The sequence below is a fragment of the Pararhizobium sp. IMCC3301 genome, assembly GCF_030758315.1.
Taxonomy (GTDB): domain Bacteria; phylum Pseudomonadota; class Alphaproteobacteria; order Rhizobiales.
The window spans coordinates 2541928-2564188 of record NZ_CP132336.1 but is presented as its reverse complement, the minus strand read 5'-3'; the positions used below and the strand labels follow the sequence as shown (position 1 = coordinate 2564188).

22 protein-coding genes are annotated in these 22261 nt (G+C 55.7%); 11 read left to right on the top strand and 11 right to left on the bottom strand.

Annotated features, from left to right (window positions below; translation table 11 throughout):
• Nucleotides 1–230: 230 nt before the first annotated feature.
• The 4 genes from RAL88_RS12425 to RAL88_RS12410 all read right to left on the bottom strand — a co-directional run bounded on the left by RAL88_RS12425 (nt 231) and on the right by RAL88_RS12410 (nt 5046).
• Nucleotides 231–2372 carry an LssY C-terminal domain-containing protein gene (locus RAL88_RS12425; protein WP_306263793.1) on the bottom strand — a complete coding sequence of 714 codons (2142 nt, stop codon included), beginning with the start codon at nt 2370–2372 and terminating at the stop codon, nt 231–233.
• Nucleotides 2373–2408: 36 nt separating this feature from the next.
• On the bottom strand, nt 2409–2969 hold the full coding sequence (locus RAL88_RS12420) for a phosphatase PAP2 family protein (RefSeq protein ID WP_371932095.1): 561 nt from the start codon (nt 2967–2969) through the stop codon (nt 2409–2411).
• Nucleotides 2970–2976: 7 nt separating this feature from the next.
• The gene (locus tag RAL88_RS12415; protein ID WP_306263791.1) at nt 2977–3516 is read right to left on the bottom strand and encodes a Chromate resistance protein ChrB; all 540 of its coding nucleotides are present in this window, start codon (nt 3514–3516) and stop codon (nt 2977–2979) included.
• Nucleotides 3517–3696: 180 nt separating this feature from the next.
• The gene (locus RAL88_RS12410) at nt 3697–5046 is read right to left on the bottom strand and encodes a mechanosensitive ion channel domain-containing protein (protein WP_306263789.1); all 1350 of its coding nucleotides are present in this window, start codon (nt 5044–5046) and stop codon (nt 3697–3699) included.
• A 190-nt stretch (nt 5047–5236) separates the two neighbouring features.
• Here RAL88_RS12410 and RAL88_RS12405 point away from each other — a divergent pair, with 190 nt between their 5' ends.
• The 5 genes from RAL88_RS12405 to RAL88_RS12385 all read left to right on the top strand — a co-directional run bounded on the left by RAL88_RS12405 (nt 5237) and on the right by RAL88_RS12385 (nt 9100).
• A complete protein-coding gene (locus tag RAL88_RS12405) occupies nt 5237–5404 on the top strand; it encodes a hypothetical protein (protein ID WP_306263787.1) in 168 nt (55 codons plus the stop codon).
• Nucleotides 5405–5442: 38 nt separating this feature from the next.
• Nucleotides 5443–6174 carry a glycerophosphodiester phosphodiesterase family protein gene (locus RAL88_RS12400; protein WP_306263785.1) on the top strand — a complete coding sequence of 244 codons (732 nt, stop codon included), beginning with the start codon at nt 5443–5445 and terminating at the stop codon, nt 6172–6174.
• A gap of 12 nt (nt 6175–6186) precedes the next feature.
• On the top strand, nt 6187–7095 hold the full coding sequence (locus tag RAL88_RS12395; protein ID WP_306263783.1) for an AEC family transporter: 909 nt from the start codon (nt 6187–6189) through the stop codon (nt 7093–7095).
• Between the two features lie 819 nt (nt 7096–7914).
• Nucleotides 7915–8541 carry a hypothetical protein gene (locus RAL88_RS12390; RefSeq protein WP_306263781.1) on the top strand — a complete coding sequence of 209 codons (627 nt, stop codon included), beginning with the start codon at nt 7915–7917 and terminating at the stop codon, nt 8539–8541.
• The gene (locus RAL88_RS12385) at nt 8492–9100 is read left to right on the top strand and encodes a hypothetical protein (protein ID WP_306263780.1); all 609 of its coding nucleotides are present in this window, start codon (nt 8492–8494) and stop codon (nt 9098–9100) included. The genes RAL88_RS12390 and RAL88_RS12385 overlap by 50 nt, the downstream gene beginning before the upstream one ends.
• Before the next feature lie 152 nt (nt 9101–9252).
• On the opposite strand, the gene RAL88_RS12380 is transcribed toward RAL88_RS12385, so the two are convergent.
• Nucleotides 9253–9483, bottom strand: coding sequence for a DUF2164 family protein (locus RAL88_RS12380; protein ID WP_306263778.1), 231 nt, complete (start codon nt 9481–9483; stop codon nt 9253–9255).
• 160 nt (nt 9484–9643) lie between these two features.
• Here RAL88_RS12380 and RAL88_RS12375 point away from each other — a divergent pair, with 160 nt between their 5' ends.
• Complete coding sequence (locus tag RAL88_RS12375; RefSeq protein WP_306263776.1) at nt 9644–10537, top strand: ribokinase; 894 nt, start codon at nt 9644–9646, stop codon at nt 10535–10537.
• A gap of 8 nt (nt 10538–10545) precedes the next feature.
• Here the strand turns inward: RAL88_RS12375 and RAL88_RS12370 are convergent, their stop codons facing one another.
• The 3 genes from RAL88_RS12370 to RAL88_RS12360 form a co-directional block, all read right to left on the bottom strand.
• A complete protein-coding gene (locus tag RAL88_RS12370) occupies nt 10546–11322 on the bottom strand; it encodes an ATP-binding cassette domain-containing protein (RefSeq protein WP_306263774.1) in 777 nt (258 codons plus the stop codon).
• Nucleotides 11322–12416 (bottom strand): ABC transporter permease, encoded by a 1095-nt coding sequence (locus RAL88_RS12365; protein ID WP_306263772.1) that lies wholly within the window; start codon nt 12414–12416, stop codon nt 11322–11324. Before RAL88_RS12365 ends, RAL88_RS12370 begins: the two co-directional genes overlap by 1 nt.
• Before the next feature lie 133 nt (nt 12417–12549).
• Nucleotides 12550–13581 carry a sugar ABC transporter substrate-binding protein gene (locus tag RAL88_RS12360; RefSeq protein ID WP_306263770.1) on the bottom strand — a complete coding sequence of 344 codons (1032 nt, stop codon included), beginning with the start codon at nt 13579–13581 and terminating at the stop codon, nt 12550–12552.
• Nucleotides 13582–13789: 208 nt separating this feature from the next.
• Between RAL88_RS12360 and RAL88_RS12355 the strand changes: the two genes are divergently transcribed.
• From RAL88_RS12355 to RAL88_RS12345, 3 genes are all read left to right on the top strand, one after another.
• Nucleotides 13790–14989: an ROK family transcriptional regulator gene (locus RAL88_RS12355; RefSeq protein WP_306263768.1), complete on the top strand. Its 1200-nt coding sequence runs from the start codon at nt 13790–13792 to the stop codon at nt 14987–14989.
• 21 nt (nt 14990–15010) lie between these two features.
• Nucleotides 15011–15703 carry a D-lyxose/D-mannose family sugar isomerase gene (locus RAL88_RS12350; protein WP_306263766.1) on the top strand — a complete coding sequence of 231 codons (693 nt, stop codon included), beginning with the start codon at nt 15011–15013 and terminating at the stop codon, nt 15701–15703.
• 104 nt (nt 15704–15807) lie between these two features.
• Nucleotides 15808–17463, top strand: coding sequence for an iron ABC transporter permease (locus RAL88_RS12345; RefSeq protein ID WP_306263764.1), 1656 nt, complete (start codon nt 15808–15810; stop codon nt 17461–17463).
• A 22-nt stretch (nt 17464–17485) separates the two neighbouring features.
• Here RAL88_RS12345 and RAL88_RS12340 read toward each other — a convergent pair whose 3' ends face one another.
• Nucleotides 17486–18211 carry a ferric reductase-like transmembrane domain-containing protein gene (locus RAL88_RS12340; protein ID WP_306263763.1) on the bottom strand — a complete coding sequence of 242 codons (726 nt, stop codon included), beginning with the start codon at nt 18209–18211 and terminating at the stop codon, nt 17486–17488.
• Between the two features lie 210 nt (nt 18212–18421).
• Nucleotides 18422–19105, bottom strand: coding sequence for a DsbA family protein (locus tag RAL88_RS12335; protein ID WP_306263761.1), 684 nt, complete (start codon nt 19103–19105; stop codon nt 18422–18424).
• A 332-nt stretch (nt 19106–19437) separates the two neighbouring features.
• Here RAL88_RS12335 and RAL88_RS12330 point away from each other — a divergent pair, with 332 nt between their 5' ends.
• Nucleotides 19438–20448: a zinc-binding alcohol dehydrogenase family protein gene (locus RAL88_RS12330; protein ID WP_306263759.1), complete on the top strand. Its 1011-nt coding sequence runs from the start codon at nt 19438–19440 to the stop codon at nt 20446–20448.
• Nucleotides 20449–20563: 115 nt separating this feature from the next.
• On the opposite strand, the gene RAL88_RS12325 is transcribed toward RAL88_RS12330, so the two are convergent.
• Nucleotides 20564–21604, bottom strand: coding sequence for an extracellular solute-binding protein (locus RAL88_RS12325; RefSeq protein ID WP_306263757.1), 1041 nt, complete (start codon nt 21602–21604; stop codon nt 20564–20566).
• Between the two features lie 201 nt (nt 21605–21805).
• Between RAL88_RS12325 and rirA the strand changes: the two genes are divergently transcribed.
• The gene (rirA, locus tag RAL88_RS12320; protein ID WP_306263755.1) at nt 21806–22261 is read left to right on the top strand and encodes an iron-responsive transcriptional regulator RirA; all 456 of its coding nucleotides are present in this window, start codon (nt 21806–21808) and stop codon (nt 22259–22261) included.

Sequence of the window (22261 nt, the reverse complement as noted above, 5' to 3'; positions counted from 1 at the left end):
TCTTCCCCGATGGGTCCGTCATAAAATTGGCTCTGGCAGAGTTTTGACTGACCTGCCTCGTGGTATCGGGTAGTGCTGTGGAAAACGCGAGCTGGGCATGGAAGTTCCGAAAGTTGCTGGCAGACCTGATTCAACCAAGACGGTCTCTGGCTGCGACACGAAGCCTTTTGCCCGCTCTCTGGCGAGGCGGCAAGGCGCGATGCCGGCCGCGCGTAATCTGCAGAACCACCTTATTTCGGCAGCGGTGCCGCAGGATTGACAGGGATGGAGTTTTCATCGCCAGCGATGTGAAGCAGGATTGCCTTGCCGTCGGTGAAAAATGGATCTCCTGTCAGATTCTGCCCAAGAACCGGTGCAACGAGCGGGATGCGCTGTTCTGAACTGACCAGACCCGCTTTGGACAGACCGCTGGCAAGAAAGTCCCGTTCGGCGTCGATATTGGGATCAATGCGATGGGTCAGGCCCCATTTCAGACCGACATCGAAGCTTGCCGTTCCCAGAAAGATCGACTGACCATCGGCCGTGCGAAAACCGCTGCGCCAGAACCGGGCGTGGTGGCGCTCGCGCAGGCTCTTGTCTGCGGTTTTGGCCTGAAATCCGAAATCGTGGGGCTGACCATTCCAGAAAGCCGGCGTGATGGGGGCCGTGTCATATTCATTGGCGAACCAGACCGCAAACGCGGCGCGGGACAATGTGCTGATGCCCGGCCTGTCGGCGAGACGCCATCCGGCTTTGCTGAAAGCCTCAAGAAATGCAGCCTCGTCCTGTGCCAGAATGATAAGGCTGATCGGCTCCTGAGGCTGGCCGAGAATGTTCTCTGAATGGGACGGCAAGCGGCCGTCTGCAAAAGCCGCCGCGACCGGCTCGATCAATTGTTCGACGCCTGCAACAATGGGTACGTGGAGCGTCTGCTGATAATCTTTGACGAAGACCCCTACGGCCAGCAGGGCGCTGGCGAACGCGGCAATCGCTGCGACATTCCGCCAGAATGGGATCAGGATCTGCTTGTTCCGATCCCGTTTGGAGTGCAGCCATTCCGCCAGCCAAATCCCGAGCAGCGCCCAGAGTACGCCGACAAGATAGCCGTTCAGCACATCGCTGAGATAGTGCTCAACAAGATAAATCCGGCTCAGTCCGATCAAAAAAACGACTGTCGCGCCAGCCAGAAAAGACACAAAAATCGGACCGACCCGCTCGCGGATCAGAAGATAGGTCAGGAAGCCGAAAAACGCGATACTGGCCGCACTGTGGCCGCTGGGAAAGGAAAAACTGCTTTCAGCGTATACTGCCATGCCGGGGCGCGGGCGGGCAAAGACATATTTCAGCAAGGTCACCGTCAGCTGATTGCCGATCAGGGAGAGCCACAGTCCCGGCAGATAATGCAGCCGCCGCCGCAACAGCAGGACGAGGGATACAGTGGCCGCCAGAATGGTGACGGACAGCCAGGATCCCAAGGCGGTGACCAGGGTGAAAAACCGCGTTAAATTTGGATCCCGGAAGGCGGACAACAAATTGGCGACACGTACATCGACGGCGACGATCTGGCTCTGATTATAAAAATCCAGCGTCGAACCAGCATAGAGTATCAGAAAGTATGCAAAGGCCGATGCCAGAATGGTGACGGGCAAACCGCTGAAGGCCTGGCGTGACAGGCGATCCGACAGAAAACTGAAAAGGATGGGATAACGGGCGACCAGATCCCGGACATCGGGGTTGTCTTTGATGGCGAGCCCAACAGAGCGCAGCACTGACACGAAAAACGGCACGGCCTTGCGCAGCTTGATGGCGATAAACCACAGGATCGCGATGGCCAGAATAACAGCGATGGCAAACAGGCCGCCACGCGTCATCGTGGCGCTGAACAGATCAACGGTCGTTCCAAAGAAGTATCCGACGCTCAGCAGAGCAATTGCGTAGGCAAATCCGCCGATCACGTTCCACACGAAGAAGCGGCTTCCAGACATACCGGACAGGCCAGCGACAACCGGAACAATCGGTCTCAAAGGCCCAAAAAAATGGCCGAAAATGATGCTGGGCGCGCCATATCGGGCAAAGAAGCCTTGTCCGCGCTGAAGAATTGCGGGCGAGAACACGCGGCGGCCCTCTTGAAACAGGTTTGTTCCCCTGGCTCCGATTCTAAAACTGAATTCCGCGCCTAGGATTGTGCCTATGGCGACAAACCAGATCATGTCGCCGAAATCGTAAATGCCCTGGGCGATGAGCGCACCGCCAAGAACAACAACAACGGTGCCGGGCGCAAAAATGCTGGTCAAAACCAGTGCTTCACCAAAAGCGAGCAGCCCGATGATCCAGTAGCCCCAAAACCCCAGAGACTGGAGCGAAGGCAGAAGGTCATTCACATATGTCTGCATCGTGTCCTCACCAGTGAGGGATCACACACGCATTTGTCAAAGAATATTGGTGATGAAGCGATCAATGCGTGTCCCCCGCTGATAGAGCAAGAATATCAGAATAGCCGCACTTGCGCCTGACAATGCGCCGCCAAGAACATCGCTGGCGTAGTGGGTGCCGACATAGATCCGGGATATGGCAACGGCCAGTGCGGCCAGAGCAAACCAGGCTGCACGTTTTGGCATTTGGTGCAGGACAAATGTCGCCGCGATTGCAAATACCGCTGTTGCGTGATCGGATGGAAATGACGGGTCGAGACTGGGTGCGATCAGCAATTCGCTGACACCCGCAGCATAGGGCCGGACCCGATCCACAAACAGCAGAATGATCTGGTTGATTGCCAGTCCCAGAATAAAGGACAATCCGGCAGCGACCAGAACATGGCGGGTGTCTTGTCTGTCCGGTTTCGCCCTCCACTGGCCGGCCACGGCCAGAACCAGCAGCGGGATACCTGCCGCGGAAGCCCAGATCATGACGGTGTCAAGCAACCCGCTCTGTCCAGCAAAGCCATTGATCGCTCTGGTGACAGTGACATCGACATTCCACAACAGATTCATCGCGGTGTCACAAACCCTGATTGGCGTCGAACACGCGTCGTGCATAATCGGCCAATTGATTTTCGCAGGACGTCAGGCGCTCTGACGCATCCGCGGCGAGCGGCGCGCCGTAGAAATCCAGACTTCGAATCTTTTCGACCCAGCCCTGCAGTTTCTTGAGTTCGTTATCCTCTTCCTCGAGTTCGGCATAGGTGAATTTTTCTTTCGCGATTTCGCGGGCGATTTCCGCCTCGAAGGCATCGCATTTTCCGATGAATTCGCGATATTGATCGTCTCGATCTTCCTGAAACCGCCTGACAACCTTATCTTCCTGTGCCTTGTCCAGAGAGGTTGTGACCAGAAGTACCGATTCTCCACCCATTGCGGCCGCATCATTTTCCAGCATCTTCAACTGGCGCATGTGTTCTTCGGTCTGAGGCAGCAGGCAAACGCCGTTCTGAAGATAGACCGCGCCCATGCCTTTGAGCCGCCGCCACAAGGCAACACGCTTTGCAGCCGGTTCCGGCGGGACCTTATAGGTCATGAGAATCCAAGTGATGTGTTCCATGGTATCGACATATTGTTACCATCGTTACATGTCAATGGCGGTTCAAGGACAGATATTTCAAAAAAGCTCAACGTTTGTGAAATCGACAGTTTGAAGGACCCGGCAGTGCAGCGTGACGAATGCGCACGATGATCTTAAAAAATCCCGGCGAGTTTGCGCAATATCTGACTCATCTTTCCCCTAACCCATTTCCTGGGGTGCATCTTCCTTGAGGAGATCCTGATCCGCCATCTGGGCGCGTTCTTCATCAATGATTTCCGTGATGCCGTCATTGGCAGCGATATCGGCTGCGTCTACGGGAGCGACAGGTTTCTTCTTTACAGCGGCAGGTTTCGCCAATGGCTTTGCCGTGTCTTGGGTCAGAGCAACGCGCAAGCCCGGTTCAGGCAGTTCAAAGCCGGCATCTTCCAGGGCGCGCATGATCAGGCGGATGGCTTGGCCCCGTGCCAGCACCATGCTGGTTTCGCGCTGATCAATCCAGCCGGCAAACCAGAGCTGAACCGTGGAATCTCCCAATCCTTCAATGCGGGCTTCCGGCAGCGGTTTGTCGAGAATGAAATCGACCTGTTTCAGCACCGCTAATCCGATATCAACCGCTTGCTGCAGATCGCCATCCGGGGCAATGCCCATTTCAAAATCAAATCTGCGTTCCGGATGACGCGAGTAATTGGTAATCACGCTTTTGAACACTGTAGCATTGGGAATGCGGATGTGGTTGCCATCAGGGCTGAGCAGAACCGTGGCGCGCGCGGTCAGCATGATGACGTGGCCCTCATGACCGTCAATCTCGACATGATCATTGGGCCGGAATGGTTGACGCAGGCTGAGCAGAATGCTGGCGATATAGTTTTCAACCGTGTCACGCACTGCAAACCCGACCGCAAGACCGACAATACCGGCCGCCCCCAAAACAGTTCCGATAATGGCAGTGGCGCCCATAATATCCAGTGCCAGAACCAGCCCGATGCCGAGAAAAGCCAGACGAACCACCTGGCGCAGCAGATCGGATATGAAGGCATTGGGCGCGATTTTCGCAAACGGCCACCTGCGGGCGGCCAACCACCAGCCGATGATTCCGACCAGCGCGAAGACAAGCACGGCGACGGTTAGCAGCGGGATGTAATTGATGGCGCGCTGCAGGCGGGTGAAAAGCCTATCCATGATCGGAACGATGCGTTCGCTGACCGAGGTGTCTTCCAGCAACTGGCTGGAGACCGCCACCACGCCTTCCACCCGGCCAGCAAGAGCCGCGGCCTGCTCGATTGCCGCTTTGTCGGGTACAGCGCCCTGCAGCAGCACTACCCCTGATCTGACCGACACATCGACAGCACGCAAGGCATCGATCTCGGCAAAGATGGCGGAGATGCGTGCGGCAATGGCGCTGTCAGCCGGAATTCCGGTTTCCGCAGCAATGGGTTCGCTGCCGATCAGATCCGTTGCCACAGGTGCGGTTTCGTCCAGTGAGGACTGGGCAAAGACGCCCGCTACGGCAAAGCTGAGAAACAGCAGAAGAGCCAGAAATATTCGCATGGCCAGCCTTGTTTGCATGGGACAACAGAATTTGGAATGCCCCGCCGATTAGCACAAAGAGGGTGATAATGCGATGCCCGTGACACTGCAGTTCTCGCTGACGCAGCGGTGAGGGCCGGTCCCGAAACCCTGATTTGGTGCATTACATAATTCATTGTAAACATGAGATGCACTCTGGTCGGGAGGATTTATGGGATTTGATGTAACAACAATCGCCTGGTATGCGGCTGTCTGCGGTGCCTTGTCGGGCCTGGCTCCCAGTCTTGGCGGGCTTGGCCTGCGGCTGGCCATCGGCGGCGGCGTTGGCGTGGTTGCGGCCAGCGTTCTGCCGGCCATTCGCGGCATGATGGGCTATTGATGGCTGCGGCCAATTCACCTCCAGCACTGGATCAGAACATGCATCAGACAAAAATGGTCTGCCATCGCGGTGCCCGGCTGAGCGCGCCGGAAAACACGTTTGCTTCGGCTGCAGCAGCGCTCGATCTTGGCGGCTCCATCATCGAGCTGGATATCCGCCAGTCGGGCGATGGCGTTCTCTATGTGCTGCATGATGAAAGCGTTGAGCGCACCACCAATGGCACCGGCAACATCTGTGACATGAGCAGTGCGCAAATTGACCGGCTGGATGCGGGAAGCTGGTTTGATCCGAAATTCAAAGGCGAGCAGGTGCCGCGGCTTGATGCCTATCTGGCGACATTTGCCGGGCGCGCCGGTTTCTATCTGGAAATCAAACTGGCCGATTGCGCAGATGTGGCAAAGCTGGTGCGCAAACTCGGCATTGCCGAGCAGTGTTTCACCTATTCCTTCAATCCGCAGATGCGCCGGGCCATGCTGACCCATTGCCCCGAGGTGCGCCGCATGGTGCTCTGGTCCAATGCGGGCAGCGCGCAGGCGGCCCGGCAGGAGCACCACGCCGAAATTGTTGAATTCCATACTGATGCGTTCGATCCAGCGCGAATCCGCGAGTGTCAGGACGCCGGACTTGAAGTGATGTTTTATACCGACAAGCCGGACGAGGTGCGCTTTATCGAAGCGCTCCGCCTGAAGATGAATTACGTCAATATCGATTATCTGGCGCTGTTTCAGCAACTCAGAACCGAGCGGGCCACAGCTGCTGTATCGATCTAGAAGGGCGTGAGCTTGGAAATTCTGCAGGTCCTGCTGGACCCCATCCTGCCCGTATTTGCGATCATGGCATTCGGCTTTGCTATGGGCCGCGCCGGCAAGACCGGCGTTGAGGATGCGCGGCTTCTGAACCGCTTTGCGATGTCGATCCTGTTGCCGGTTTTTATCTTCGGGCTGATCGCCAATACATCGATTCAGAGCTTCAGCTTTGTCCCGGTGATGATTTATCTGGTGGTGCAGATCGTCATATTCAGCTGCGGTTTCCTGGTCGCGCTGCATCTGTTCGGGCGCACGCCGGCGGAATCCATTCTGCTCGGATTTTGCGGGGTGTTCGGCAACAATGCGCTCTATGTGCTGCCGATGTCCGTGCTGCTTTATGGCCAGGCCAATGTGCTGCCTGTGACCAGCATCGTCACACTGGATGCGATCTTTGCCTTTGGCTTGTCAATGCTGGCGCTGCAGATCATCAGCCTTGGCAAGGCCAGCCCGGTTTCCATCGCGCTCGGCATTGCCAGACTGCCGATGCTGCAGGCCATTGTCGTCGGCCTGATCGTCAGTCTGGCGGGCATTGCTGTCCCTGCGCCGGTCAACACTTTTGTCAGATTTTCCGGAGCGGGGGCCGCTCCAGTGGCGCTCTATGCGCTGGGTGTTGTGCTGTCCCAGACAAGGTTTCAGCCGGACAGACTTGTCATCAGTTTTACCTTGGTCAAATTGCTGTTGTTTCCCGCAATGATCTGGCTGGGTCTTGAGATGTTCGCGGCGCAGGATGATGGCCGCAATCTGTTCCTGCTGGCGTCAGCCGCACCGGCGGGGGCAATGTCCTTCAGCCTCGCCATGCTCTATCATGTGCGCACCGATGCAATCGCCCAGATTATCATACTGACCAGCGTCCTCAGCCTCATCACGCTCGCCATGCTTGCCTAGTCGCATTCTGGCCGGGAATTTCGCCTGCAATCTGCATCCATGCTATGTTTTTCCAGGATGGTATCTGCAGGAGATATAAGGGCCGTGCAATCCCCGACTTTCTTTGTGAATTGGCTGCGCGCCTGTGTGCTGATCATTTGTGCTTTGAATCTGACCTCTGGCTACGGGCAAACCGGCTTTGCTGTGCCTGAGCACCTTCAGCCGGACAAGAACGGAAAATCAGACGCCAACGCGTGGGCTGATTATCTTTCAAGCTTTTTGCCTACGCTTGATCCGGACTCTGCGGAAGTCAGAACGTTTTTGGAATTAAACACACAAAACAATGCTCAGTTGAAACGGTTCAACCAGTTTGATCAGGAGCTGGCCAATCTGGATCTTTGCATCCTGCCACCTTGCGCACCAAACCCGCCAGCACCGCCCGCTAGACGTCTGCAAGTCAACCCACTGCCCTTTTTCAGCTATCACTATGCCCAATTGTCCGAGACAATTGCATGGCTGCGAAAGCAGAACAGCGTTGACTATGAGCAAATGGCTGAGCTTCACGATGGCATAATGCAATCGGTCGCATCGCCAATTGGCGCGATCATCATGCAGGAGTATGGCGATACATTCACGGCGCTGGTCGAAGCCCGCCATTTTTCGGCGCCGGACACAGAAACGCGCAAAGACTACAGTGGCGATATCCGTTTCAGGTTGGCCAATTCAACGAAAACCTCCCCATTCGGACTATCCAGCGCATCTCAACGCGATCCCGGTCTGACGCGAACACTGGATATATCTGTCGCAAATACCGGCAAGGATGATTTCAAATGGGTCAAATTGGAGATTACCACCAGCAAGCCACTTTCTCTGTCTCCTGGTGACTATGATCGCTACAAAACCGTGCTTTATCAGGGCGGCTATCAGCCAAATGTCTCCTGCAGTATCAAGTCTCCTCAGAGTATCGAGTGCGAAGCATATGAAAGCGAATGGGTAAAACTGACGTTCAATGTCGAGGATTTTTCGACAGACACGCTCGAAATTCAACGAACAATACTGGCCACCGCCAGTGCGCTTGATCCTGAAGATGGCGAATGGATTCCCCTTGGCTCAAAGTCAGGTCCGGTCTTCGCCAAAAAATGCGATGCGGCCTATGAAATCGCACTCAAAGCGCACAACACGGATGCGTTGCAGACGCTTTTACAAAAACACACCAAGCCTGTCGATGGCCTGCCTGGCAAACGCTTCTATCCGGGCCCGACAGACGGCTATTCAATGAATGCTGCAACAACTTTCAAAATCAAGACACTGACAAACATTGTTGCAGAAAACCGGCTGAGAGATAAAATCTCTCGCGCTTCATGCCGACGGCAGCAATGGCGATCTGAACAGCTACATCAAGACCTACCAAAGCGTGTTGAAGACACCACAATGCAGCGCAGTGGATGCGCATTTTACCGAATTTGAACGCATGAGAGGCTTCAGCAATCTGTTCCACCGGCGCGCACTGGAAATTAATGCACTCAGCCATCGCACAAGATCTCAAACGGAAATCTGGGAGTCGGGCTTCAAGGCGCATATCAAAGGCTTGTCTGGCGCATTGCCCAAGCCCCTGCAATCCCTGCTGGGTGTCGGTGGCTCAAACAACACGGATATTGAAACACTTGTTCGGGAATCCCACAAAAACCTGGCGAGTTCCGCCAGTACCAGCGCCGTCATTGAGTTGGGTTTTTTCATTATCGCGAATGCCACCAAGTCAGGCGGATATACCAGTACGCTGGCCTCACGGGCTCCTAACGCCGTCAGTCTTTTGATGCTCGGGGCTCAATATGCGATCATCATCGTAGATACCATTCACCTGATCGCTGCGAACACCAGCAAAGAGAATATCTATGCCTGGATGGAGGCAGATGCATATCTGGAACCGTTGGCAAGTCGCTATGAAACCATATCGGCTCCGTTTCGCAGCCATGCGGACGGTTTTGGCATCTCGGCCCTCAGCAGAGATGCCTGCACCTGCCAGTGACACTTCTGTTGCCTGTATCTGTTGCCTGCATCTGTTGAGTGCATCTGTTGCCTGCATCTGTTGAGTGCATCTGTTGAGTGCATCTGTTGAGTGTCAGGTGCCGAGCTGCCAGCTGGCTGCAGCAAAAGATCCAATCCAGCCGCCGCTGGAAATCATCCATCAAGATAGATTTCGCCATCCAGATCATCCAGCTTTGACTGCAAGTGATGCCTGACATCCTGCACCGCCTGATTGTAAACCGCTGGACACAGGGTCTGCAGACAAAGGGTGAGGATATCGTCAGCCCGAAATTCGGACAGCTCAAGCTCGAATTCATCCTGGAATAATTTTTTAAGGCTGGCGGTGAATTCCCGTTTCCTGGCGTCTGATAAATTGATCTGCATGGTAAAGTCCGTATATGGGCAAAGCGCCACAGTGAACCATGTTCCAGACGCAGCGCAACCATCCGGATTTGATTCCCCCGCAGATCAAGCGTTCTTGACATTTCATGGCCACCGGAGACACTGGATGGCAGTCGCTAACTAAATTGGATCTGGTCATTTCATGATTATTGTTTTTGGTTCCATCAATCTTGACGTCGTCACGCGCGCGGCCCGTATTCCAGGTCCCGGCGAAACCGTGAAAGGGGATACATATCAGCTTATTCCTGGCGGCAAGGGGGCCAATCAGGCGCTGGCGGCAAAACGCGCGGGCAGCGACACCATGATGGTCGGTGCGGTCGGCTCGGATGCCTTCGCTGATCTGGCGCTCGGCAATCTTCAGCGTGACGGGGTCGATCTGGCACAGCTTCGCCGGGTCGCCGATCCGACCGGCATTGCAAATATCACGGTCGATGACAGCGGCGAAAACGCTATTGTCGTTGCCGCTGGAGCCAACAGCAAAGCGCTCGCCTCGCAACTTGACGGGCTGGGTTCAGTGCAGGGGTTTTTGCTGACCCAGAATGAAGTGCTGGAGCAGGAAACGCTCAAGGCCCATGCCAAGGCAAAACAACTGGGTCTGACAACCATTCACAATCTGGCGCCCGCCAGCAAACTGGACCGCGAGGCGCTTGGTTTTATTGACTGGCTGGTGGTGAATGAAACAGAAGCCCTGATTGTCGCCGATGGCGCCGGCATATCAACCGGGTCTGATGCAGTGAAAGCGGCCCGGGCTCTATCACAAAAAACCGGACACAATGTCATTGTGACGCTGGGCGACAAGGGCGCCTACAGTTTCGGCCCGGCCGGCGAGCACCACGGCAAAGCTCTGGCTGTCGAGGTGGTTGATACCACAGCGGCAGGCGACAGTTTTACCGGCGCGTTTGCTGCGGCTCTTGATCAGGGCTTTGCCGTCGCGGACGCCCTGTCTCGGGCGTCTGTAGCGGGCAGCCTGGCCTGTACCGTCTTTGGCGCACAGCCCAGCATTCCGGACAAGAGCGCTATTGATGCCGCTTCCTGAGCACAGGCTTACGCGGCCATATCTTCGGCATCTGGCTCCTTGGCTCCGGTCATGAAGGCGACCGCATCCGACATGGAATATTTCTTCGGATTGATCACACACAGACGCTTGCCGAGCCGGTGAATGTGGATGCGGTCGGCAACCTCAAACACATGCGGCATGTTGTGGGAAATCAGAACAATCGGTATTCCGCGGCTCCGCACATCCTGAATCAGTTCCAGCACACGGCGGGATTCCTTCACGCCGAGGGCGGCCGTTGGCTCATCGAGAATGATGACCTTCGATCCGAATGCCGCAGCCCGTGCCACGGCGACACCCTGACGCTGGCCGCCTGACAGGGTTTCAACGGCCTGATTGATGTTCTGAATGGTCATCAATCCCAGTTCGGTGAGCTTCTCGCGGGCGAAATTCTCCATTGCCTTGCGGTCAAGCTGGCGCAGAAATTTGCCGCGAAATCCCGGACGGCGCAGTTCGCGGCCCATGAACATATTATCCGCGATTGAAAGCGCCGGTGACATGGCAAGGGTCTGATACACCGTCTCGATGCCGGCCTTGCGGCCATCCAGCGGTGAATGGAAATTGACCTTCTTGCCTTCCAGATAAACTTCGCCTTCATCGGGGACCACGGCCCCCGACACAGCCTTGATGAGCGTGGATTTGCCCGCACCATTATCGCCGATCACGGCCAGCACTTCGCCGGGATACAATTCGAAATCGCAATGATCCAAAGCAGTCACACGCCCATAGCGCTTGACCAGATTAACGCCTTTCAAGATCGGTTCCATCAGCTAGATACCTTTCTGATCCATTGATCCACCGCGACAGCGGCAATGATGAGCAAACCAATGAGCAGGAATGTCCATTGTGCATCCGCGCCCAGAAGGCGCAGGCCCAAAGTGAAGACGCCGACAATCAGCGCTCCGAACAACATGCCCATGATCGAGCCGCGTCCGCCGAACAGGGAAATACCGCCGATCACCACAGCGGTGATGCTTTCAATATTCGCCAATTGTCCGGATGTGGGCGAGACAGAGCCGATGCGGCCGATCAGTGCCCAGCCGGCAAAGGCGCAAATCAGTCCTGACAGCACATAAACGGAAATCAGAACGCGGCGGACCTGGACACCGGACAGTTCGGCGGCCTCCGGATCATCACCAACAGCGTAGACATGGCGGCCCCAGGCGGTTTCGCGCAGGACATAGGCCAGCACCACAATCAGCGCGACCATGAAGATCACACCATAGGTGAAAGTCGCACCGCCGCGTCCGGCTTCATCTGCCCCGATCTTGAACGTATTGCCGAAGAACTGCAGCAACGGTGCCTGTTCCGCAATATCCTGGCTGCGGATGGTTTCGTTAGCCGAATACAGGAAGTTGGTAGCCAGAACGATCTGCCACATGCCAAGGGTGACAATGAAGGGCGGCAGCTTCATCACAGCCACCAGCCAGCCATTGAGGTATCCGAAAAAGGCGCCGCACAGCAATCCGGCTCCTATGGCAACTTCAACCGGCAATCCGTAGCGGAATGTGAATTGTCCCATCACCACCGAACTCAGCACCATGATGGCACCGACCGACAGATCAATGCCGGCGGTCAGGATTACAACCGATTGTGCAGCGCCAACAATGCCGACAATGGCAACCTGCTGGAGGATCAAAGTGAGCGCGAAAGGTGAAAAGAATTTTGACCCGAGCAGAAGCCCGAAAACGACGAGCGACATCAGCAGAACAATCAGCGGCACCAGAGATGGTGTCTGATGCAGCGCATGCTGTATGCGCTTCATGCCCGAAGGCTTTGTTTCAATAAACTCGGCGACCGTTTCGGGACTGCCGGCTATGGCAGATTCATAATCCGGCTCGCTTGATGGACCTTCAGCCATGAATGCCTCCCCAGCATTGATGCTTTAACACGATTGGGTAATTGCCGTATCCTTGAAGCCGGCTGCGGATTGAAAAGGGGCGGGATCTGCCCGCCCCTTTCCGTTCCAAGTGGTAGCATTGTGGTGGTTGAGATCAACCCCAGCAGCGATCCATGCCTTCAGCGACGGAGATGGAGTCCACTCCATCGACCGGCTTGTCTGTAACCAGAGATACACCGGTATCGAAGAAGTCCTTGCCCGGTGTTGTTGCCGGTTTGGTGCCGTCTTTAGCCCAGGTTGCAATGGCTTCAATGCCGAGAGAAGCCATCAACAGCGGGTATTGCTGAGACGTGGCACCGATAATGCCGTCTTTGACATTGGCTACACCCGGGCAACCGCCATCAACTGAGACGATCAGCACGTCATTCTCGCGGCCGATCGATTTCAACGCTTCATAGGCACCGGCTGCTGCCGGTTCGTTGATGGTGTAGACCACATTGACTTCCTGATCGGTGGCGAGAAGATTTTCCATGGCTTTACGGCCACCTTCCTCGTTACCGGCGGTTACGTCATGGCCGACAATGCGCGGATCGGTTTCGTCACCCCATTTATTCGGATCACCCAGTTCAATGCCGAAGCCCTGCAGGAAACCCTGATCGCGCAACACGCCGACTGTCGGCTGGCTGACAGCAAGATCGAGCATGGCAATCTTGGCGTTGGCAGCGTCATCACCTAGAGTGGCAGCTGCCCATTTGCCGATCAGTTCACCGGCCAGAAAGTTATCAGTTGCGAAGGTCGCATCAGCAGCATCAATCGGGTTGAGCGGTGTGTCCAGCGCGATCACCAGCAAACCGGCATCACGGGCCTGCTGAACAGCTCCAACGATTGAAGACGTGTCAGAAGCGGTCAGCAAGATACCTTTGGCGCCATCGGCGATGCAGGTTTCGATAGCTGCGACCTGAGTTTCATGATCGCCGTCGACCTTACCGGCAAAACTTTTCAAAGTGATGCCCAGCTCTTCCGCCTTGGCGGTCGCGCCTTCCCTCATCTTGACAAAGAACGGGTTGGTGTCGGTCTTTGTAATCAGGCAGGCAATAGTGGAATGGCTTGCTGCATTCGCGGACCCGGTCGCCAGGCTGGCTGCAGCAATGGCACCCATAGCTGTTGTTAAAAGCAATTTTTTCATTGTAAGTTTCCCTCCTCAAGGCACGTCATTTGCGACGCAAATATTACTCAGTTTGTCTGAGCCTGATGTCATCAAAACACGATTTCATCATCCTGTCAAATAACTAAATCCGATTGATTTATTAAATAATGTACGGTAAAAATTTTCACAACCGGCGCTGCATTCGGCGGTCCGGACGGCAACAATAATATAACATGGAGGATTCGGTTTGACCCGTCCCATTGTGGTCGATCCGAGCGGCGGTGCGAACCAGATTCGCGTGCGCGCTTACAATGAACGCCTAGTGATGACACTGATCCGGCGGCATGGCGAGTTGCCGAAAGCGGAGATCGCCAGGCGCAGCGGCCTGTCGGCGCAAACCGCATCGGTCATCATGCGGGCCCTGGAAAGTGATGCTTTGCTGGTGCGCGGCGAGCCACAGCGCGGCCGCGTTGGCCAGCCATCCATTCCGCTGGGGCTGAATCCTGATGGAGTGTATTCAATCGGCCTCAAGATCGGCCGCCGCAGTGCCGAACTCGTCCTGGTGGATTTTCTCGGGGCGGTACGCGCCTCCTCCAGCATGGCCTATGCCTACCCCCTTGCGGACAAAATCCTGCATTTTCTCAAAACCGATCTGCCGCTTCTTGTAGAGAACCTGCCGCCAAAGCTGCATGAACGGATTGCCGGCATCGGCATCGCGACGCCCTTTGAATTGTGGAACTGGGCGGAACACGTCGGGGCACCGGGGACACACATGTTGGAGTGGAAGAATTTCGACATGGCATCGGAAGTTGCCAAGCTGACAGATCTTCCGGTTTTCGTGCAAAATGATGCTACAACCGCCTGCGGCGCCGAGCTGGTTTTCGGCAGTGGCCAGGCCTATCGCGATTTTGCCTATTTCTTCATTGGCTATTTTATTGGCGGCGGCATCGTCATCGATCATGCGGTCTACCCGGGTCGCTCCGGCAATGCGGGAGCGCTGGGGTCACTTCCGATCGCGGTTGGAAACAATGGAACCGGTCAATTGCTGGATCAGGTGTCGCTGTCGAAACTGGAAACCACCCTGTTACAGCATAGCATCGATCCCTCGCCGATCTGGAAAACGCCCGATGGCTGGACCACATTCGGTGAGATTCTGGACCACTGGATTGATGATTCAGCCGGTCATCTGGCGCGGGCCGCCCTGGCCTGCTGCGCGGTGATCGACTTTCAGGCCATCATCATTGACGGCGCCTTCCCGGCAGATGTGCGCACCAGGCTGGTCGAAAAAACCAACGCAGCGCTTGAAACAATGAATATACAAGGTCTACAACGTCCTGATATTCTGGCAGGAGATATCGGAAACGATGCCCGCAGTCTGGGTGCTGCAACACTGCCGATTTTCAACCGGTATCTTATCGATCAGAATGTGCTGTTTTCCGGCAGCTGACCAAACAGATTGAGGATTGACATGAAACGATCAACAGTAAACCAGATCATGGCTGAAGCCGACGATTTCATCCGGTCCTTTGGTTTTCTTCTGCCGCCTTTTGCCTATTTTTCACCCGAGGAAATGCGCGCACGCCGCACCGATATTCAAGCCATTGTTGACGCCCGGCTTGGCTGGGACATAACCGATTTCGGTGCCGGGAATTTCGACGAGATGGGCCTGTTCCTGTTTACAGTGCGCAATGGTGACCCTGAACATCTGAAGGCCGGTGGCGGCATGTGCTACGCTGAAAAAATAATGATTGCCCGCAAAGATCAGCTGACGCCGATGCACCGCCATATTGTCAAGGCGGAAGACATCATCAATCGCGGCGGTGCCACCCTGGCACTGAAACTCTTCAACTCGCTGGACAATGGCGATATCGATCACGACTCTGATGTCACGGTGCATTGTGACGGCATCCCCCGCACCCAGAAGGCGGGTGATATCCTGCGCCTGTCACCGGGCGAAAGCGTGACCTTGCTGCAGGGCAACTGGCACAGTTTCTGGGGCGATGGCGGAGATGTCCTGATCGGTGAAGTCTCGACGGTTAACGATGATCTGACGGACAATATCTTTGCAAAGCCGATTGGCCGATTTGCCGAAATTGACGAGGATGAGGCACCAAAACATCTGCTGGTGTCCGATTATGACAAATGGTTGATGCCGGGCTGATCCCGGCGCCGCGCCAGTGGTTGTCTGCTCCCGGGAAATTGCTTAAAACCGCGCCGCTATTGGCAGGTTGAAAGCCGTAACGAACCGTAGTGAAGGAATGTGCATTGCGTCTGGCCGCATGGAGTTTTGCCGCCCTCTGCCTGCTTCCGATCGTCGCTGTTGTGGTGACGGCGTTTGGAGCAGATGGCGGCCGTTGGGCTGCGCTGATTGATACTGTCCTGCCCGGATATGTCTGGAACACGCTGCAGCTTGTGGTGTGGGTTGCCCTGGGAACCGGCCTGCTTGGCACCGGAACAGCCTGGCTGGTGACGAATTGCCGCTTTCCCGGCCAGCGCATTTTCGAATTTGCACTGGCCATGCCGCTGGCTTTTCCGGCCTATGTGCTGGCCTATGCCTATACCAACCTGCTGGATCATCCGGGGCCGGTGCAATCGGCGTTAAGGACGGTTTTCAATCTGGGGCCACGGGATTACTGGTTCCCTGAAATTCGGTCTCTGGGCGGCGCTGCTGCAATGCTGACTTTCGTACTTTACCCTTATGTCTATCTGCTCGCGCGCACAGCCTTTCTGCAGCAATCCGCCAGTGCCTATCAGGCGGCACGCATGCTGGGGCGCAGCCCCTGGGGCGCTTTCAGATCGGTCAGCCTGCCGATGGCGCGCCCGGCCATCGTGGCAGGCGTGACCCTGGCGCTGATGGAAACGATTGCCGATTTCGGAACCGTTGCCCACTTCAATGTGCAGACATTTGCCACCGGAATTTACAGAGCCTGGTTCGCCATGGGGGACCGCGGTATGGCGACACAGCTGGCATTGTGGCTGCTGGCGGTGGCTGTGCTGCTTGCGGTCATCGAGCGGATGGAACGCGGCGCGGCACAGCGCTTTCCGGCGGGCAGGAAGAATGACGGCATGATGCCACAGCAACTCTCCGGTATACAGGCATTCGCAGCCATTGCGTTCTGCGCATTACCGGTGCTGGTCGGCTTTATCATCCCGGCAGTCATGTTGCTGGTGATGGCGGTCGGCTCCGGCCAGAGCCTGTTCACAGCGCGCTATCTTGGATTTGTGGGAAATTCCATCACCCTTGCCGGTCTGGCAGCCATGGTCACGGTTCTGGGGGCGCTTCTGATATCCTATTGCGCGCGCCTGTCGCCAGGAATTGCCGCGCGCAGCGCCAAGCTGCTGGCCGGGATCGGCTATGCCATTCCCGGCGGAGTAATTGCGGTGGGGCTGCTGGTGCCCTTTGCCGGTTTCGACAATTGGCTGGACGCGTTTTCGCGCGAGCAGTTCGGCTATTCGACCGGATTGCTGTTCACCGGATCAATCGGCCTGTTGATCGTGGCCTATGTGGTGCGTTTCATGGCGGCAGCGCTGGGCGCCGTCGATGCCGGCCTTGCCAATATCAAACCGAGCCTCGACGAGGCCGCACGCTCGCTGGGGCGCACGGAAGTCGGAATGCTGAAAACCATCCACATTCCGCTGTTGTCCGGCAGCCTGCTGACGGCGTTGCTGATCGTGTTTGTCGATGTCATGAAAGAATTGCCGGCGACGCTGATCATGCGGCCGTTCAATTTTGACACCCTCGCCGTGCAGGCCTACCGCCTGGCCTCTGATGAGCGGCTTGAACAGGCGGCCGTGCCATCTCTGGTGATTGTCGCGATCGGACTGGTGCCGGTTATACTTTTGTGCAGAGCGATTGCAAATGATGCGGCACGGCCGGCACGCAGTCCCGCATTGGGCGCCACGGTGACCCGGCCGCGCTGACACAATCGGTCCCGGCTTACGGTCAGCCGGCAGAAAACTGCTGTCTGGCTGAAAGACTGCCGCGTTTCACTTTCCAGGTTTTGAAGAACGCGATCAGTTGCAACAGCACAATGGTCGTGACCAGCACGGCAAAGGGAAGCTGTGCCCAATTCGGGTCCGGGACCGGGCGATGGAAATCCTGAAAATGCATGTAGAGGAAATAGGCGGTGTGCACGACGATCAGCATCCACAATACATAGGCGCTCTGCTGCAGGAATTTCCATACCGAGATGCTGAGCAGCCTCTGGCTCCAGTTGCTGGACGAGAGCGCCAGAACTGTGCCGTAAAGCAGGGCTATGATGCCAATGACATTGGCCAGTCCGAAGCCGTGCTGCAACATCACATAGGTCCCGGAGGGATGCAGCTGATAACCAAAAATGCGTATCAGGTCCCATTCGACCCAACCGGCCAGAATGATGATGGTGTGAATGAAGGCGAGTACCACGCCGTAGATTCCCAGCTCGCGACGCCACAGCAAGATACTGCGGAAACGGACGAAAAGCCGCGACAGCGGCCCAATAGCCATCGACAGCGCAATCAGAACCAGGCTCATATCGCCGATTGCACGGTTCCAGCGGTGCATCTGCGACCATTCAGCACGGGATTCCAGAAAGCCGTAGGTGCCGATGAGCGCAAGGCATACCACAGCGAAATGCCGGAAGACCGGTCGGGACGCCAATGATTTGACAGACTTAAAGCCAACATCCATGAGCAATCAGTTTCCTTGTATCGGTTCAAATCTTGTGTGAATTCAGATATGCTGTGGTTCTGCCAGACTGGTTGGTTTTGTGGCCAAACAGAGGCAACTGCAACGTCGCTTGATTAAACTTTCCTGATATCTACCAAGGAAAGCTCAATATCCCAACAGATGTCTGTTGTGTGGGCGAAGCAGCCGCTCGCCGGTTTGAAGGTCAAATTATTAACAGACACTCCCGATTTGATTGGTTTTTTCAGAGAGCAATTCAGACACGTTTGCCTCCAGAATTCCGTAGCTGATGTTCCCAAACAGGATCTGGCGTCCTTCGCTCAGTATATAGGTAGGACTGCCCTGAACCCGCAGGGATTGGGCAAGCTCATAGTCAGCGGCCAATTTCGCAATTGCTTCGCCTGTCTCGATTTTGTTCCGAACCTCGTCAAAATTCACGCCGATTTTCTCACTGACAGCTCTTTGAAAAGACCAATCCGAGATATCCTGTGCTTCAGCAAAAAATCCGACCCGGAGTTCCCTGGCTGCCCTATTGGACAAACGATGCGAGAATGTGACTTCGGGTGATGCGTGTTCGAGCAACCCTATCGCCTTGATAAACAAGTGCGGGCTTGCAGAAGATTTTGGTCGCACCCTGGACCAGACGTCATCGTGAATACTTACGTTTGGAAACCCTTCAGCAACCATCTTAACATGCTCGGCGTATCCGCTAAAACCGCCCCGGTCGCGCCAGGCATTGTCGATTTTGGTTTGCGTATCAGGAAAAACCGAACAGAAATGCTCTTCCACTTGAACTCGGTCATCGAACTTTTCGACCAATCTATAAAGGCTGGCTTGTCCAACATAAGCCCAGATACACAGAACGTCGGAAAAGTGCAGGATCTTTAGTGCGGACATAGGATGAAGTCCCTTACGAGGATGGCAATGGAATATTGGCCATATAACAGCCGACTCTCCCTGGCAAATTAACGTCTTGTCACTGTGACGCAGGTCTGAGGCCGCTTTGCGCTATGTCAGGACATCCGCCAAGTTTGGGGTCAGATCAAACCCGATCCGGGTGTGCCACGCATTTAAGGTCGCAGACAAGCGCGCCAGTTGCTACAAAGCAGGCGAAGCAAAACCATGCGCCCTAAGGCCACTATTACAACTCACGCTTTCCACATCCACGGCCCCAGTCCTGTCCGATCAAACTGAGACGTTCCAACTCAGCAAGCTATAAGGTTTACACTATGAAAGCTGTCGCTCTTACGCATTATCTTCCCGTCGACAATCCCGAAGCATTTCTCGACGTGGAACTGCCCCGACCCGAAGCTGCAGGCCGCGATCTGCTGGTGGCTGTGAAGGCTGTGTCGGTCAATCCGGTCGATACCAAAATCCGCGCGCCCAAAGACGATGTCGAAGCCACGCCGCGCGTTCTTGGCTGGGATGCCAGCGGCGTGGTTGAAGCCGTCGGTCCGGATGTCACACTCTTCAAACCCGGCGATGAGGTGTATTATGCGGGCGATGTGACCCGCTCCGGTTCCAACGCCGAATTTCAACTGGTTGACGAACGTATTGTCGGAACGAAACCGAACAGACTGGGTTTTGCCGAAGCTGCAGCGCTGCCCCTGACAACGATCACTGCCTATGAGGCTTTCTTTGACCGTCTGGGTATCGATCGCGACGGGGCCGACAAGGGCCAGTCGGTTCTCATCATCGGGGCGGGCGGAGGTGTCGGTTCGATCGGCATTCAGCTTGCCAAGGCGGCCGGGCTTGTGGTTATCGCCACCGCGTCGCGTCCCGAGACATCGAGCTGGGTCAGGGAGCTTGGCGCAGATCATGTCGTCAATCACCGCGAGCCGATGGTTGAGCAGGTGCGCGCGCTGGGGTTCCAGCATGTCGACCATATTGCGATCTTCAATGATATGCGCCACTGGGAAACTGCCGTTGAGCTGATCCGTCCACAAGGCGGGATTGTCTCGATTGATAACACCGATCTACCAATGCCGATGGCCGGCATGAAGACCAAGGCAGCCAGCCTGCACTGGGAGTTCATGTTCGCCCGCGCCATGTTCACAACGCCGGATATGATCGAGCAGCACAAATTGCTGAACTATGTGGCGCAGGAAATCGACGCAGGACGAATCCGCACCACACTCGACAAGGTGCTGAAGCCGATCAACGCCGAAAACATCCGGGCCGCCCACGCGCTGATTGAAACCGGCCAGGCAAAGGGCAAGATTGTCGTTGAATCCTTCTGACATCAATGCCATCCGCAACAAAATTGCGGATGGCATTTTTTTGAGATTTTTGCAGGCTACTCCGTGATGCCATGCTCCGCCTGGAGCATGGCATCACGCAAGAATCGAGGCCGCTTTATTCCCAACCGACGGCATTGAAGATTTCGGTTGCTTTGGTGGAATTGTTGGCCACCGTCGACAGATTGATCGCGTCCTGGCGGAACAGACCAAGCTTGGCAACGGAGGCACTGAGGGCAACGCCGGAGACAGCGGGATATTCATCATTGCCGTCGGAGAAATATTTCTGCGCGCTGTCGCTGGTCAGATATTCCAGAAACTTGATGGCATTGTCGCGGTTCGGCGCATTGGCAGCGACAGCACCGACGGAAATATTCATATGTGCGCCGTTGCCGGACTGGTCCGGAAACACCCAGCCGATACGGTCGATGGAAGCTGACAGATCTGTCACATCGCTGCGGAGCGCCCGGGCAAAATAATAGGTGTTGGCAATGGCTATGCCGCATTCGCCGGAAACAATGCCGCGCAACTGGTCGGTGTCACCGCCCTGGGGCGCACGCGCCATGTTGCCGCGCACCGCTTTTGCCCAGTTAGTCGCAGCTTCTTCGCCCTCATGGGCAATGATGGAAGACAGCAATGCGATCTGATAGGTATTGGTGCTGGAGCGGGCGCAAATCAGGCCCTTATAGTCCGGCTTTGCCAGATCCGCATAGGTCAAAGGCGGGGTTTCAATTCGCGCCTTGTCATAAAATATAATGCGCGAGCGTTGTGAAAATCCGAACCACAAACCGTCGGGATGACGCAGATGCGCGGGGAGCCTGGTTTCAAGAACCACACTTTTGACCGGAGCGAGCAACTGCTTTTCTTCAGCCCGCACCATGCGCGAAATATCCACCGTCAGCAGCACGTCGGCGGGACTGTTGGCGCCTTCGGCCTCCATCCGTGCAATCAGCTCGTCGGCATTGCCTTCAATCCGGTTTATGGTGATGCCGGTCTGTTCTTCAAAATCGGAATACAGCCGTTCATCGGTATCATAATGACGTGATGAATAAAGATTGACCTCGCCTTGTGCGAGGCTGGCGCCGGTTCCGGCCAACACACCGATTGTCAGCAGCGTTGCTCCGAAAGCTGCCGTCAGGCAGGATGATTTGTAACTCATTTGTCTTCTCACTGTTGGTTTTTGAGGCGGGTTGCCGACCGGTCGAACCCTGCCGGATCCGGAGTGCCAACCCTAAACTTGAATTTGCCAGTCATGTATTATTCAACGAAAAGCCGGTCGTCAATCATCTGCAATAAAAAAACTTGAATTTTTTACTCATGTTTCTTAGAATGATTCCAAACTATTGTCCCGGAGTGAATTATGCGCCTGACGCGACAGACCAATTATGCCATTCGCATGTTGATGTATTGTGCCGCCAATGATGGGCAATTGAGCCGCGTCGGCGCCATCGCCACGGCCTATGGTGTGTCCGATCTTTTTTTGTTCAAGATATTGCAGCCCCTTGTCGAAGCCGGTTTCATGGAGACGGTTCGCGGCCGCAATGGCGGTATCCGCCTTGCCAAACCGGCCGGCAGCATTTCCCTGCTGGATGTGGTGAAAACCACAGAAGAAAATTTCGCCATGGCCGAATGTTTTGAGGATGACGGGACCGATTGCCCGCTGCTCGGCAGTTGTGCCCTGAACGGTGCGCTGCATGAAGCACTCGATGCGTTCTTCGCCGTGCTTGGCCGACACACGATTGACGATCTGGTGGTGCCCAACCCGATGCTCGGCTCTCTACTGGGCCTGGAGCCGGGCATTCGTCCTGTCGCTTAG